Genomic DNA, 14,657 nt, shown 5'->3' on the forward strand with positions numbered 1-14,657 from the left:
TGTGGTCACCGCCCTGTATCGCCGTTACCGGCCAGAGAACTTCGCCGAGCTCATCGGGCAGACGCAGGTGACCGATCCGCTCCGCACGGCACTCCGCACCAACCGCGTCAACCACGCCTACCTCTTCAGCGGGCCGCGCGGTTGCGGCAAGACGACGTCCGCGCGCATCCTGGCCCGCTGCCTCAACTGTGCCCAGGGCCCGACCGACACCCCGTGCGGCGTCTGTGCGTCGTGCGTCGAGCTCTCACGCGACGGCGGCGGCTCGCTCGACGTCATCGAGATCGACGCGGCCAGCCACAACGGCGTCGACGACGCCCGCGACATCCGTGACCGGGCCGTGTTCGCCCCGGCTCGCGACCGCTTCAAGATCTTCATCCTCGACGAGGCCCACATGGTCACCCCGCAGGGCTTCAACGCCCTGCTGAAGGTCGTCGAAGAACCGCCCGAGCACGTCAAGTTCATCTTCGCGACCACCGAGCCCGACAAGGTGATCGGCACCATCCGGTCGCGCACCCACCACTATCCGTTCCGCCTCGTGCCCCCGGCCCAGATGCTCGAGTACGTCCACGAACTCTGCGAGAGCGAGTCGGTCGAGGCCGCCCCGGGCGTGCTCCCGCTCGTGGTCCGTGCCGGCGGCGGGTCGGTGCGCGACACCCTTTCGCTCCTCGACCAGCTGATGGCCGGCAGTGAGGACGGCGCCATCCAGTACGAGCGCGCCGTCGCGCTGCTCGGGTACACCCATGCATCGCTGCTCGACGACGTCGTCGAGGCGCTGGGCGCCCGTGACGGCGCCGCGGCGTTCGCTGCGGTCGACCGCGTCGTCCAGACCGGGCAAGACCCTCGGCGGTTCGTCGAAGACCTGCTCGAACGCCTGCGCGACCTCATCGTCGTCGGAGCGACCGTCGAGGGTGCCTCGGCCGTGTTGCGGGGCGTCACGGCTGACGAGCTCGACCGTCTCGTGCACCAGTCGCACGCCTTCGGCGCCGCGGAGCTGTCGCGCTCGGCCGACGTCGTGAACCGCGCTCTCACCGACATGACCGGGGCCACCTCGCCGCGGCTGCACCTCGAACTGATGATCGCGCGCGTCCTCGTCCCCGAGAGCGACCAGACCGGCCGGGGCGCCCTCGCCCGGGTCGAGCGCCTCGAACGACGCGTCGGGGTCGAGGGCTCCGGCTCCGGTCCGTCCGCCGTGCCCGGTCCGTCTGCTGCCCCGTCGACGCAGGCGGCTGCCCGGCCGGCCGAGGTCCGGACGGCGGGTCGATCGACGCCTCCCGTCGCCGCGTCGGCCCCGTCCGCGTCGGCCCCGTCCGCGTCGGCCCCGTCCGCCTCGCCCGTCGAGGCCACGCCGTCGACCGAGGCGGCCGGTGGCCCGTCGGCCGTCGAGAGTGCGACGGCGTCCTGGGCGACGGCCGCTCCGTCGACCTCTGCCACCCGGGCCGACCAGGCCGACTCCGCGACGCCGACCGAACCCGCGCCTCCGTCCGCACCGCACTCGGCCGCGTGGGCACAGACCCCCGACACCGGCCAGGCGTCCGGGAGCGGCGCGGCTCCCGTCACGCTCCAGCAGTTGCGTGACAGCTGGCCCGAGATCGTCGAGGTCGTCCAGAAGGCGCGGCGCACGGCCTGGATGGTCGTCGTCACGGCCACCGTCGTCGACTTCGTCGACGACGTGCTGACGCTGGCCTTCCCCAGCGCCAACGACGTCGAGAGCTTCAAGCGGCCGCAGGGCGCGGCCGAGGGCGTCAGCGAGTACCTGCGACGCGCGATCGTCGACGTCCTCGGCGTCAAGGTGAAGTACATCGCCCGCGTCGAGGGCGACGGGCCCGCGGGCCCGACCCCCACGGGTGCACCCGTCGACGCCGTCGCCCCTCCCGCCACGTCGGGTGCGCCGCGAGAGACCGGCCGGTCGACCACACCGGCGCCCGAGGCCGGACGCCAGCCGTCCGGGCCCGCGTCTCCGGGGTCGGCGCCGTCCGAGACGGGCCGGGCCACGGCCCCCGCCGCGACGTCGTCGACGCCCGAGGCCTCCGCGTCGCCGGCCCCGAGCCCGTCCCGGGCCCCCGCGCCGGCTGCGGCGCCCGAGGCCGCCGCGCGGTCCGGTGCCACGGCGCCCGCGTCCGCCGGGCGATCCGGCGCTCCGGCGTCCGAGGCCGCCGCGCGGTCCGGCGGCTCGACCCCCGTCACCGGGTGGGACGTCGCCCCCATCCCGCAGACCCCGCCCCCCGAGCCCGACGAACCCGAGCACATCACCGAAGAACCGCCCGGCGGCGTCCCGACGGTCGACGCCGCGCCTCCTCCGCCCGAGGTCGACGCGCCCTCGGCCGGCACCGGCACCGGCACCGCCGCCGCTCCGTCGCCCTCCACAGCGGCCACCAGCACACCGACCGCCTCCGCCGGTGCGGGTCCGTCGGTTGCCGAGCGTCGTGCGGCGACCGGCGACCCGCGCCGGGGCATCCCCACCGGGTCGCGCTACGGCGAGGCCGTCGTGCGCGAGATCCTCGGGGCCCAGTTCATCGAAGAAGAGACGATCGCCCCCCGGGTCACGCCTCAGAGAAGCGAGTAGCGCGTGTACGAAGGCATCGTCCAAGAGTTGATCGACGAATTCGGTCGCCTCCCCGGCATCGGGCCCAAGTCGGCGCAGCGCATCGCGTTCCACATCGTGCAGAACGAGTCGTTCGACACGTCACGCCTCGCCGAGCTGCTCGTCGACGTCAAGACCAAGGTGCGTTTCTGCGAGATCTGCGGCAACGTGAGCGAACAAGAGACGTGCAACATCTGCCGTGACCCGCGTCGCTCGCCCGCCACGATCTGCGTCGTCGAAGAGGCCAAGGACGTCCAGGCCATCGAGCGCACCCGCGAGTTCCGCGGTCTGTACCACGTGCTCGGCGGGGCGATCAGTCCCATCGACGGCATCGGTCCCGACGATCTGCGCATCCGCCAGTTGGTGCAGCGTCTCGCCGACGACACCGTGCAAGAGGTCATCATCGCCACCGACCCCAACCTCGAGGGCGAGGCGACCGCGACGTACCTCTCCCGGATGCTCGCGCCCTTCGGCCTCCGGGTGACGCGACTGGCCTCGGGGCTGCCCGTGGGCGGCGATCTCGAGTACGCCGACGAGGTCACGCTCGGCCGCGCCTTCGAGGGCCGCCGGCTCGTCTCCGAATGACGACCCGCGCCTCCTGAACCCGTCCGGCGCACGCCTGCCCGTCAGAGGCGGGCGCGCCGTGCCCGGACGGCGCAGTAGGCACCGTAGGCCATGAGCCCCAGGGCGACGGCCGTCAGCACCACCACGCCGAACGGGAGGGCCGCGAGGGCCTTCAGCGCGCCGTCGAGCCCCGTGGCCTCGCTCGGGTCCGAGGTGACGGCCGCGACCGCGAACAGCACCCCCACCACGCCGAGGGCGATCCCCTTGGCCACGTAACCCGTGACGCCGAGGGCGACCGTGCCCCGTCCCGCCGCACCGCCCGGCAGCGTGAGGTCCTCGCGGAACTTCTGCTTCACGCCCTTCACGACGAAGTAGGCCCCGATCGCCACGATGGCGAGCGCGACGACGACGAGCAGCACGACGCCCCCGGGTGCGGAGAGCAGCCGGGCGCTGAGCGTCTGGGTCTGTCCCGAGCTGTCCGACGACGAGCCCCGGGCGAAGGTGAAGGCCGTGAACCCGACGGCGAGGTAGGCGACGCCCTTGCCGCCCTCCTTCGCGCGCTCGGCCCAGGCGTCCTTGTGCGTCCCGCGGACGAGAGCGGCCTCCAGCAACTGGAAGAGGCCGAGGCCCCACAGCCCGACGACGATCAGCCAGAGGAGGAAGACGCCGCCCGGGCGGGACGCGAACTGCCCGAGGGCACCGCCCTGGTCGGCCTCGCCTCCACCTCCGAACGCGACGCCGAGGGCGATCACGCCGATCACGACGTGGAGCAGGCCGTTCATGGCGAAGCCGACGCGGGCGGCGGTCGTGAGGGCGCGGCTGTCCTGGAGGCGGCTGGCGGCGCCGCGGGCCTGGTCGGTGGTGTCGGGCATCGGTCCACCGTAGGGGAGAGGCGCCGATGACGCCCCGCGACCGACGTACGTCACACGCTCTCGACACCGAATAGAATCGCCGGACGCAGGCGTGAGCCGTCCTCCGGCGCGCCCAGTCCCCCTTCTCAGGAGTCACCGTGAGCTTGATCGTGCAGAAATTCGGCGGGTCGTCCGTCGCCGATGCCGAGAGCATCAAGCGCGTCGCCAAGCGCATCGTCGAGACGCGGAAGGCCGGCAACGACGTCGTCGTGGCCGTCAGCGCGATGGGCGACACCACCGACGAACTGCTCGACCTGGCCAACGAGGTCAGCCCGCTGCCCGGCGGCCGCGAGCTCGACATGCTGCTCACCGCGGGTGAGCGCATCAGCATGGCCCTGCTCGCCATGGCGATCCGCAGCCTGGGCGTCGAGGCCCGCTCGTACACCGGCAGCCAGGCCGGCATGATCACCGACGCCCAGCACGGCAAGGCCCGCATCGTCGACGTCACGCCCGGACGGGTGCGCGACGCGCTCGACGCCGGGTACGTGGCGATCGTCGCCGGCTTCCAGGGGTTCAACCGGTCCACGGGCGACATCACGACCCTCGGTCGCGGCGGCTCCGACACGACCGCCGTCGCCCTCGCCGCGGCGCTCGACGCCGACGTGTGCGAGATCTACACCGACGTCGACGGCGTCTTCACGGCCGACCCCCGCGTCGTGCCCAAGGCCCGCAAGCTCGACCGCGTCACGAGCGAAGAGATGCTCGAGCTCGCCGCCGCCGGGTCGAAGGTGCTCTACATCCGTGCCGTCGAGTACGCCCGGCGTCACGGGGTCACCCTGCACGTCCGCTCGTCGTTCAACAACAACGAGGGCACGCTCGTCGTCAACCCGAAAGAGGGAGAGAACGTGGAAGAACCCATCATCAGCGGGGTCGCGGGCGACCTCAGCGAGGGCAAGATCACCGTCGTCGGCGTCCCCGACGTCCCGGGCAAGGCCGCCCAGATCTTCCGCACGGTCGCCAAGACCGGCGCCAACATCGACATGATCGTGCAGAACGTGTCGGCGGCGTCGACCAGCCGCACCGACATCTCGTTCACCCTGCCGAAGTCCGAGGGTGCCGTCGTGCTCCAGGCCCTCGAGTCCGACCGGGCCGAGATCGGCTTCGAGTCCCTGCAGTACGACGACCAGATCGGCAAGCTGGCCCTCGTCGGCGCGGGCATGCGCACCAACGCCGGCGTCTCGGCGCGGCTGTTCACGGCCCTCTTCGAGGCCGGCATCAACATCGAGATGATCTCGACCAGCGAGATCCGCATCTCGGTGGTCACGCGGGCCGACACCCTGAACGACGCCCTGCGGGTCGTCCACACGGCCTTCGGCCTCGACGCCGAGGTCGACGCCGTCGTCCACGGCGGCACCGGCCGCTGACGCGACCCACCACCCGAGGAGGCGCGCGCGGCCACCGCACCGCGCCTCCCGACCCGGCTCCCACCGGGCCAGGACCCGCACCACCGAACCCCGCACCACCGAACCCCGCACCACCGAACCCCAGGAGGCACCCATGGCCGAAGGACTGCGCGTCGGCGTGATCGGCGCGACCGGACAGGTCGGCAAGGTCATGCGCACGCTGCTCGACGAGCGCGACTTCCCGATCGCCGAGATCCGCTTCTTCGCCACCGCCCGGTCGGCGGGCACGACCCTGCCGTTCCGCGGTGTCGACATCGTGGTCGAGGACGTCGAGACGGCCGACCCCGCGGGTCTCGACATCGCCCTCTTCTCGGCGGGCGCGACGGGCTCGCGGGCCCACGCGCCGCGGTTCGCCGCGGCCGGGGCACTGGTCATCGACAACTCGAGCGCCTGGCGCATGGACCCCGAGGTGCCCCTGGTGGTCAGCGAGGTCAACCCCCACGCCCTCCGCGAGGCGGTCAAGGGCATCGTCGCCAACCCCAACTGCACGACCATGGCGGCCATGCCCGTGCTGAAGGTGCTCGACACCGAGGCCACCCTGCAGCGCCTGATCGTCAGCACCTACCAGGCGGTGTCGGGCAGTGGACTCGTCGGCGCCGACGAGCTGCTGCAGCAGACCCGTGCCGCGATCGAGGGCGACACCATCGGCCTCGTGCACGACGGTCGCGCGGTCGACCTGCCCGAACCGGTCACGTACGTCCGTCCCATCGCCTTCGACGTCATCCCGCTCGCGGGCAGCATCGTGGACGACGGCACGAACGAGACCGACGAAGAGAAGAAGCTGCGCAACGAGAGCCGCAAGATCCTCGAGCGCCCCGACCTGCTGGTCAGCGGCACGTGCGTCCGGGTGCCGGTCTTCACGGGGCACTCGCTCTCGATCAACGCCGAGTTCGCCTCGGACATCACGGCGGAGCGCGCGGAAGAACTCCTGCGCGACGCCCCCGGGGTGGTCCTCACCGACGTCCCGACCCCGCTCGAGGCGGCGGGAGCCGACCCCAGCTTCGTCGGCCGCATCCGGCACGACGAGGGCGTCCCCGGTCACCGTGGGCTCGCGTTCTTCATCAGCAACGACAACCTCCGCAAGGGTGCGGCGCTCAACGCCGTTCAGATCGCCGAGCTCGTCGCCGCCGAGCGCGCCGTCGCCTGATCCCGCCGACGCCGGTCGCCCGAGGGGCCGACGATGCGTCGCACCCCGGTCTCTCGACATCGAGACACCGGGGTGTCGTGCTCCGGCGGCCTCCCGGGGTCGCCGAGGGGGCCGGGCCTAGACTGACGTCGTGACCGATGCGAAGAAGCCCGTCGACGTAGCCCTCATCGGGGCAGGCATCATGAGTGCCACCCTCGGTGCCATGATCAAGCAGCTCGAGCCGAGTTGGACGATCCAGATCTACGAGGCGCTGGGCGACGTCGCCCTCGAGTCGAGCAACCCCTGGAACAACGCGGGCACGGGCCACTCCGCCCTCTGCGAGCTCAACTACACGCCCGAGCGCTCCGACGGCACCATCGACACGTCGAGCGCCGTCAAGGTCAACGAGCAGTTCCAGGTGTCACGGCAGTTCTGGTCGTTCCTCGTGGCCGAGGGGGCCCTGCCGCAGCCGGACGCCTTCATCAACTCGACCCCGCACATGAGCTTCGTCTGGGGCGAGAAGAACGTCGAGTACCTCCGCAAGCGCCACGAGGCCCTGCGTGAGCACCCGTTGTTCCAGGGGCTTGAGTTCAGCACCGACGCGTCCGTCATCCAGTCGTGGGCACCGGTCCTCATCCCGGGACGGGCGAAGGGGCAGCCGATCGCGGCGACGCGCATCGCCGCCGGCACTGACGTCGACTTCGGGTCCCTCACGCGCCTCCTCCTCACCTACCTGCAGGGCGAGGGGGCGATCCTCGAGGTCGACCACCGCGTCACGAACCTCACGAAGCTCGCCGACGGCACGTGGCGAGTGGCCCTCCGCAAGCAGGTCGGTGGCACGCCGACGACCGTCGACGCGCGCTTCGTCTTCGTCGGTGCCGGTGGGGGAGCGCTGCACCTGCTGCAGAAGTCGGGCATCGACGAGATCAAGGGCTTCGGTGGGTTCCCGGTCAGCGGCGAGTTCCTCCGTTGCGACGATCCCGCGATCGTCGGCAAGCACCAGGCCAAGGTCTACGGCAAGGCCGCCGTCGGCTCGCCCCCGATGTCGGTGCCGCACCTCGACACGCGCGTCGTCGACGGGCAGGCCAGCCTGATGTTCGGGCCCTACGCCGGTTTCAGCCCGAAGTTCCTCAAGCACGGCTCGATGTTCGACCTCTTCGCGTCGATCCGTGCCCACAACCTCTACCCGATGATCCGGGCCGGGCTCGCCAACCTCTCGCTCGTCAAGTACCTCGTGGGGCAACTGGCGGCGAGCAAGCAGACCAAGTTCGAGGCGCTGCGCGAGTTCATGCCCGACGCCGACCCGAAGGACTGGTACCGCATCACGGCCGGTCAGCGGGTGCAGGTCATCAAGAAGGACCGCAAGAAGGGCGGGGTGCTGCAGTTCGGCACCGAGGTCATCACGGCGGGCGACGGCACCATCGCGGGCCTGCTCGGTGCGTCCCCCGGGGCGTCCACGGCCGTGCCGATCATGCTCAGCGTGCTCGAGCGGTGCTTCCCCGACCGCATCGCGGCGTGGAAGCCCCGGCTCAACGCCATGATCCCCACGTACGGCGACGACCTCTCGTCCGACGAACGCCGGGCCGCGTCGACCATCGGGGCGACCGCCGAGGCGTTGCACATCCACGCCTGACGCCTCGCCCCGGGCCTCGCGTCCCCGTGCTGCGGGCCTCGGGTTGACCCTGGTTCGAACATGTGTTCGAATGGGGGAATGCGATGGTCCGAGCAAGCGGTCGACACCGAGAACGCCTCGGCGCTGCCCGGTCTGGCGCGATTGAACAACCTGATCACCTCCGTCACGACGCCCGAGTTCGCGGGGGTGACGTTCCACGAGGTGGTCGCGAAGAGTGCCCTCAACCGTGTGCCGGGTGGCGATTCGGCCCTCCCGTTCGGGTGGACGATCAATCCCTACCGGGGCTGCAGCCACGCGTGCGTGTACTGCTTCGCCCGCCCCACCCACGAGTACCTCGACCTCGACGGCGGCGACGACTTCGACCGGCAGATCGTCGTCAAGGTCAACGTCGCCGAGGTGCTCGCGCGTGAGCTGCACCGCCCCACCTGGCAGCACCACCCGGTCGCGCTCGGCACGAACACCGATCCCTACCAACGCGCCGAGGGCCGGTACCGGCTCATGCCCGGCATCATCGCCGCCCTCGCCGACTCGGGCACGCCCTTCAGCATCCTGACCAAGGGCACGTTGCTGCGGCGCGACCTGCCCCTGCTCGCCGAGGCGGCGCAGCACGTGCCCGTCGACCTGGCCATGTCGATCGCCGTCCACGACGACGACCTGCAGCAGTCGGTCGAGCCGGGCACGCCGACGACGGCGGCCCGCCTGGCCACCGTCTCCGCGGCCCGAGAGCTGGGGCTGTCCTGCTCGGTGTTCATGATGCCCGTGCTGCCGTACCTCACCGACGGCCTCGACCACCTGCACGCCGCGCTCGCCGCCGTCCGCGACTCAGGCGCGTCGAGCGTCATGTACAGCGCCCTGCACCTCAAGCCCGGGGTCAAAGAGTGGTGGTTCGCCTGGCTCGAGCGTGAGCACCCCGAACTCGTGGGCAAGTACCGTGCGCTCTACGCCCAGGGCACCTACGCCCCGACGGGGTACCGCTCCTGGCTGGCCGCCCGGCTACGGCCCCTGCTGCGCGAGTACGGCCTCGAGAAGGGGCGGGCCGACCCAGCCACGGGGTCGATGCGTTCCGCCGCACTCGACGACAGCGCGCGTTCCCTCCGACTGATGGGCCTCAACGGCACCGGCGCGACCCCGGCCGCCGGGACGGGCGGCCTGGCGGGCATCCCCGACCTGGCCGTCGGTGCCGGTGCCGGTGCCGGTGCCGGTGACTCCGCGGTCCCGCGCGCCCTCATCGCCCACGAACTGCCGGGCGGGGCCCGATCACAGCCGCGACTGTTCTGAGCCTCCGAGGGCCAGAGGTCATCGGCACGGGGTGTTGTGCCCCGCTCGACCAGAACGGGGCACAAGAAGAGCGGGTCTGCCTGCGCGACACCCGCACTGGCCCCACATGTCGGGGTACAGCCCGGGTCTGGCTTCTGCCATGATCTGTCCTGACCACGAACGAGCCGAGGAGGCCCCATGCTGCTCGGCCTCCCCGCCCACCTGGCGCCGACGGCGCTCGGTGACTCGGTGTCGAGGGCCTGCCACGCGATCGCGGCCACCGTCCTCGCGGCGGCGGCTGCCCTCCTGCTCACGAAACAGGCCGCCACGCCCGATCTGTTGCTCTGGCCCGCTCTGGTCTCGCTCCTCCCGATGGTCGTCCTGCTCGTCGTGGTCGAGCGCACGCGGTCCACGACGGCCCACCTCGCCTACCTGATCGTCGGGACCGCCGCCCTCTACTGGTACGCCGTCACCCTCTTCTCGCAGGTCGCGGCGGTGCAGGCGTCGGACGCGTTCTCGCTCTCGTTGCCCAAGATCGCCCTCATCATGGTCGGCAGCACCGCCGTCGGGCCCCGCCGGGGTCTCCTCTGGGCTGCGGCGGGTTACGCGGCGGGCGAGCTCGCCACGCAGCTGGCGACCTGGCACACGGGGGCCTCCCTGCGGCTCGACGTGACCGCCCTGCTGGCCTTCGTCCTGGTCGCGGTGGTGACCGGTCACGCCGAGGCGTCGCGGGGACGCGCGCGGTCGGCTCAGCCGCGGCTGCACCGGTCCGCACTCGAGCAGCAGGTGCAGGGCATCCGTGTCGACATCGAGCAGCAGGCCGCGGCCCTCGTCCACGACACGATCCTCGGGCATCTCGCGGCCGTGGCCACCGCCCGCCCCGGTCCTCTGTCGCCCGACACCGCGCGGTCGATCGCGGCCGATCTCGAGCTCCTCGTGGGGCGCGACTGGCTCTCACCGGGGTCGGTGCCCTCCGAGGCCGCCGTGACGGCCGCCGACGGCTGGGAGGCCAGCCGACTGCACGCGGCCGTCGAGCAGTCGCGATCGGGCGGCCTCGAGGTGGCCGTGACCGGCGACGTCTCGGCCGTCGGTCGCCTCGACCCCGTCACCGGGGACGCCCTCGGCCTGGCGGTCGCACAGTGCCTCGTGAACGTGAGCCGCCACAGCGGGGTCGACCGGGCCGAGCTCGTCGTCTTCGGCGACGGCACCGACCTCACCGTGATGGTGATCGACGACGGAGTCGGCTTCGACACGGCGGCGGTGGCCCCCGACCGTCTCGGACTGACGGCGTCGGTCGAGGGCCGTCTCACACGCGTCCACGGTCACGTGCAGGTCTGGTCGTCCCCCGGCAGCGGGACGTCGATCGTCCTGCGGGTCCCGTTCGCCGCCGGGGCGCCGGTGGTCGGCGACGTCGCCACCGAGGACGGGGTGCCCGCGTGACCTTCCCCGCCCCTCCTCGTGCCCTCGGGCGCGCCTCCGATCGATCACCCCAGCAGGTCGACCCCCTCGGCGCCCTGGCGGCCCGACCGATCACCTTCGGGGCGGCCCTCGCCGCCCTGCTCGTCGCCGTGGTCGGCACGCTGCTGCGGGCCTCCGACGTGTCCTCGCCAGGGGCCGCGGTCGGTGCACTCGTCGCCGTGGCCGCGGGTGGCGTCGCACTCGTCGTGTCGGCCGCCCCCTTGCGGGCACCCTTCGGGCCCCGGGCGCTCTGGTGCGTCGCCGCGGCGTGCGCGGCCGCAGGCGTCCTGTCCGCCCTGGCCACCTCCGGCAGCAATCCCTTCGTGCGGGACGACTGGGCGGGGATCGTCTCCGGGGTGCTCCTGCTCGGGGTGGCCCCGTACCGCTCGGCACGCGAGATCCTCGCTGCCGGAGGCGCCGTGGCCGTGGTCCTCGCCCTCGTCGTCCTGGTCGAGGCGCCGGGTTTCGTCACACCGGTGCCCACCGCGTCGTACGTCGTCGTCGCCCTCACCCCGTTGCTCGCCCTGACCGCGGCGTCGGCGACCTTCTCGGGGGTCTTCGTGGCCCATGTCGAGGGGTGGGTCTCGCGGGCCACGGGATTCCGCAGGGCCAGCACCGACGACCTCAGGGTGACCCTCGCCCGGTCGGTCCAGCAGGACCGTGTCACCGTCCTCAACCGCGAGGTGGTGCCGTTCTTCGCGCGGCTCGTCGAATCCGGCCGGATCGTCGAGGGGGACGCCGACGAGGCCCGGCGCGTGGCCGACGCGTTGCGCGCCTCCCTGGTGGCCGACGCCGACGCGACGTGGCTGGCCCGGCGTCTCGCCGCACCCGGCCGCCGGGTGCCCGCCGAGGTCGTCGACCCGGATCGGCTCGCCGATCTCCTGGGCCCCGGGCACCGCACCGCCCTCTGGGCCCTCGTCGCGACGGTGGACGACGTCGAGGCCGCCGACGTCCGCTCGTTCCGGGTCGCGCTCGAAGCCGAGGAGGCGCGGGTGGGCATCACGATCGAGCTCGCGTGCCGGGCCTCGGCCGTCGCCGCACGACGGTCGCTCGCCCCCTGTCTGACCGTGCTGCGCCTCGTCTCGGGCGACCTGCGGGTCGATCGGGCGCCGTCGCTTCTGACACTAAGGTTTTCTTATGACCAGCACTGAGCCGAGCGGCCGCTCGTCCCACCGTCCGGGCTTCGGGAGGCCCGCCGCATCACCTTCCTGGGCCACCGTCGGCCCGGGTTCCGAGGCACCGCCCGCTCGTCGTGTCCGGCTCGCGATCCTCGACGACCACGAGGTGCTCCTCGACAGCCTCAGCAGCTGGATCAACGTCAACGCCTACGACTTCGACCTCGTCCTGACGGCGCACACCTGGCTGCAGCTGGTGCACAGCGACAACTTCCCGACCGACCTCGTCTTCCTCGACTTCCAGTTGAAAGAGCCCGTGTCGATCGAGGCCCGCGTGCGCACCTGCCGGGCCGCCGGGGCCAAGGTCGTCGTGCTGTCCAGTCTCGACACCCGCGAGTCGCGCGAGCGTGCCCTCGAGGCGGGGGCGTCGGCGTTCCTGTCGAAGACCCTGCCCATGCGCGAGGTGATGGACGCGGCCCGCCAGGTCATGGGCGTGGCCCGCGACAACTCCCCGCAGCGCGACTGGCGTCCCCTGCCGGCCGGCGCCGCGAACCAGACCCGACCCAAGCTCAGCGCCGGTGAGGCCGAGGCGTTCCGGTTGTACGTCTCGGGCTTCAGCACCAACGAGGTCGCCGCGCAGATGAACGTGCAGTACGAGACGGCGAAGACGTTCCTCCGGCGCGTCCGCGAGAAGTACGCCAAGGCCAACCGGCCGGCCAGCAAGAAGTCCGAGCTCATCCGTCGGGCCGCCGAAGACGGTTACCTGCAGTAGTGGCCAAGCTCTACTTCCGCTACGGCGCGATGAACAGCGGCAAGAGCACGGCTCTGCTGCAGGCGGCCTACAACTACGAAGAACGCGGTCAGCGGGTCCTGCTCGCCAAGCCGGGCGTCGACACCAAGGGTGACGACGCCATCGTCTCTCGGTTGGGCGTGACCCGGGCCGCGGACGTCACCTTCGCCCCCGACGACGAGGTCCGCCAGGTCTTCTCGGCCCGCCGTGACGCCGTCCGGGCCGAGACGGGTTCGAGCCTGGCCTGTCTGCTCGTCGACGAGGCGCAGTTCCTGGCGCCGCACCAGATCGACGACCTGTTGCGCATCGCGATCCTCGACGACGTCCCCGTGCTGGCTTACGGCATCCGGACGGACTTCCGCACGGTGGCCTTCCCCGGTAGCCGGCGACTGCTCGAGGTGGCCCACTCGCTCGAAGAGCTCAAGACGATCTGCCGCTGCGGTCGCAAGGCGGTCTTCACGGCGCGCACGGTCGGTGACCGGTTCGTCTTCGACGGCGACCAAGTGGCGATCGACGGTCAGCAGGTGACATACGAGTCGCTCTGCGGTGCCTGCTATCTCGCCGAGTCCGGCGGCCGCCTCGCCTGACCGGTGTCGCCCGAGGGTGAACCGGCGAAGCGGCGAACACGAGAAGAAACCGGCCCTACCCGAAGGTGGCGCCGATTCGTGTCGCCCGCAGGGCGAACCAACGAGCACAGAGAAACAAATGGCTCCACCCGAAGGTGGAGCCATTTGTTGTGGTCGGGGTAGCGGGATTCGAACCCACGACCTCCTCGTCCCGAACGAGGCGCGCTACCAAGCTGCGCCACACCCCGATGTCTTCGCGTTCTCACGTGAAGCAACCTGACAAGAATAGCCCATGTTCGGGCCTGCTCGTGTCACTCCGGTCGTGCTCAGGCCGTCAGGGTCACGATCACGGCTTCGGGGCGGCACGAGAACCGCACGGGGGCGTAGATCGAGGTGCCCAGACCGGCCGAGATCTCGAGGTGTGCGGTCTTGCGGGCGTGGCTCCAGGTCGTCAGACCGCTGACCTTGCTGCGCGGCAGGTCGCAGTTGGTGACGAGGGCACCGTAGCCGGGCACCTGGACCTGTCCGCCGTGGGTGTGCCCGCCGAAGATGACGTCGGCACCGTTGTTGACGAAGGAGTTGAGCACGCGTTGGTACGGCGCATGGGTTACGCCGATGCTGATGGGCTCGGGTCCACCGTGGTCGTCCTGCCAGCCCACGTTCTCGCGGAGGTAGTCGAGGGCACCGGGGATGCGATCGAGGCGGTCCCAGCCGCGGTGGGCGTCGTTGACCCCGAAGAGTTCGAGGCGCGAGCCTCGCATCTCGAGCGCACGGGCCCTGTTGTTCAGGTCGAGCCAGCCGAGCTGGTCGGTGAAGAACGACTGCATCCGGTCGACGTCGAGGTCGACGGGCGTGCGGTGGGCCTTGCTCGGGCCGCCAAAGTAGGCCAGGGGGTTCTTGGGGGAGGGTCCGTAGTAGTCGTTGGAGCCGTTGACGAAGACCCCGGGGACGCCTCGGAAGGGCTTGAGGGCGTACTCGAGCGCGGTGTGGGCGTCCTCGTGGCCGATGTTGTCGCCCGTGTTGACGATGAGATCGGGTTCGAGCACGGCGAGGCCGCGAATCCATTCCTGCTTCTCGGCCTGCCAGGGTGCCAGGTGCAGGTCGGACAGGTGCAGGATCGTCAGCGTCCGGGAGCCGGGCTCGAGGACGGGCAACACCTCGTGCCGCACGGTGAACCGGTTGCGTTCGACGAACACGCCCCAGGCAAGCGCCCCGAGGCCGACGGCCGCGCCCGCTGCTGCGGTCACGGCCGT

General features: G+C 71.6%; 12 protein-coding genes and 1 tRNA gene. 10 read left to right on the plus strand and 3 right to left on the minus strand.

Translation table 11 applies throughout. From position 1 onward, the window contains the following. Position 1 precedes the first annotated feature (1 nt). On the plus strand, positions 2–2,563 hold the full coding sequence (locus tag ARTHRO9V_RS06180; protein WP_159826151.1) for a DNA polymerase III subunit gamma and tau: 2,562 nt from the start codon (positions 2–4) through the stop codon (positions 2,561–2,563). 3 nt (positions 2,564–2,566) lie between these two features. Beyond that, positions 2,567–3,166 carry a recombination mediator RecR gene (gene recR / locus ARTHRO9V_RS06185; RefSeq protein ID WP_043595550.1) on the plus strand — a complete coding sequence of 200 codons (600 nt, stop codon included), beginning with the start codon at positions 2,567–2,569 and terminating at the stop codon, positions 3,164–3,166. Between the two features lie 41 nt (positions 3,167–3,207). On the opposite strand, the gene ARTHRO9V_RS06190 is transcribed toward recR, so the two are convergent. Next, positions 3,208–4,017, minus strand: coding sequence for a DUF1206 domain-containing protein (locus ARTHRO9V_RS06190; protein ID WP_159826153.1), 810 nt, complete (start codon positions 4,015–4,017; stop codon positions 3,208–3,210). 137 nt (positions 4,018–4,154) lie between these two features. On the opposite strand from ARTHRO9V_RS06190, the gene ARTHRO9V_RS06195 reads away from it, so the two are divergent. The 8 genes from ARTHRO9V_RS06195 (at position 4,155) to ARTHRO9V_RS06230 (ending at position 13,425) form a co-directional block, all read left to right on the plus strand. Continuing rightward, positions 4,155–5,420 (plus strand): aspartate kinase, encoded by a 1,266-nt coding sequence (locus tag ARTHRO9V_RS06195; protein WP_055971466.1) that lies wholly within the window; start codon positions 4,155–4,157, stop codon positions 5,418–5,420. Positions 5,421–5,553: 133 nt separating this feature from the next. Further along, positions 5,554–6,606 carry an aspartate-semialdehyde dehydrogenase gene (locus tag ARTHRO9V_RS06200; RefSeq protein ID WP_159826163.1) on the plus strand — a complete coding sequence of 351 codons (1,053 nt, stop codon included), beginning with the start codon at positions 5,554–5,556 and terminating at the stop codon, positions 6,604–6,606. A 130-nt stretch (positions 6,607–6,736) separates the two neighbouring features. Beyond that, a complete protein-coding gene (locus ARTHRO9V_RS06205) occupies positions 6,737–8,218 on the plus strand; it encodes a malate:quinone oxidoreductase (protein WP_159826165.1) in 1,482 nt (493 codons plus the stop codon). A 78-nt stretch (positions 8,219–8,296) separates the two neighbouring features. Continuing rightward, positions 8,297–9,496, plus strand: coding sequence for an Rv2578c family radical SAM protein (locus ARTHRO9V_RS06210; protein WP_159826167.1), 1,200 nt, complete (start codon positions 8,297–8,299; stop codon positions 9,494–9,496). Positions 9,497–9,673: 177 nt separating this feature from the next. After that, positions 9,674–10,915, plus strand: a complete 1,242-nt coding sequence (locus tag ARTHRO9V_RS06215; RefSeq protein ID WP_123570486.1) for a sensor histidine kinase — start codon at positions 9,674–9,676, stop codon at positions 10,913–10,915. Next, positions 10,912–12,084 (plus strand): hypothetical protein, encoded by a 1,173-nt coding sequence (locus ARTHRO9V_RS06220; RefSeq protein ID WP_159826169.1) that lies wholly within the window; start codon positions 10,912–10,914, stop codon positions 12,082–12,084. Before ARTHRO9V_RS06215 ends, ARTHRO9V_RS06220 begins: the two co-directional genes overlap by 4 nt. Beyond that, on the plus strand, positions 12,071–12,820 hold the full coding sequence (locus ARTHRO9V_RS06225; protein WP_159826171.1) for a response regulator: 750 nt from the start codon (positions 12,071–12,073) through the stop codon (positions 12,818–12,820). Before ARTHRO9V_RS06220 ends, ARTHRO9V_RS06225 begins: the two co-directional genes overlap by 14 nt. Further along, positions 12,820–13,425 (plus strand): thymidine kinase, encoded by a 606-nt coding sequence (locus tag ARTHRO9V_RS06230; protein ID WP_056046465.1) that lies wholly within the window; start codon positions 12,820–12,822, stop codon positions 13,423–13,425. The genes ARTHRO9V_RS06225 and ARTHRO9V_RS06230 overlap by 1 nt, the downstream gene beginning before the upstream one ends. A 150-nt stretch (positions 13,426–13,575) precedes the next feature. Here ARTHRO9V_RS06230 and ARTHRO9V_RS06235 read toward each other — a convergent pair. Both ARTHRO9V_RS06235 and ARTHRO9V_RS06240 read right to left on the minus strand, forming a co-directional pair. Next, positions 13,576–13,652, minus strand: a tRNA-Pro gene (locus ARTHRO9V_RS06235). Between the two features lie 78 nt (positions 13,653–13,730). Beyond that, entirely contained in the window at positions 13,731–14,651 is a 921-nt protein-coding gene (locus ARTHRO9V_RS06240) for a metallophosphoesterase (RefSeq protein ID WP_159826173.1), read from the minus strand. Positions 14,652–14,657 lie beyond the last annotated feature (6 nt).

The organism is Frigoribacterium sp. 9N, from assembly GCF_902506305.1.
Taxonomy (GTDB): domain Bacteria; phylum Actinomycetota; class Actinomycetes; order Actinomycetales; family Microbacteriaceae; genus Frigoribacterium.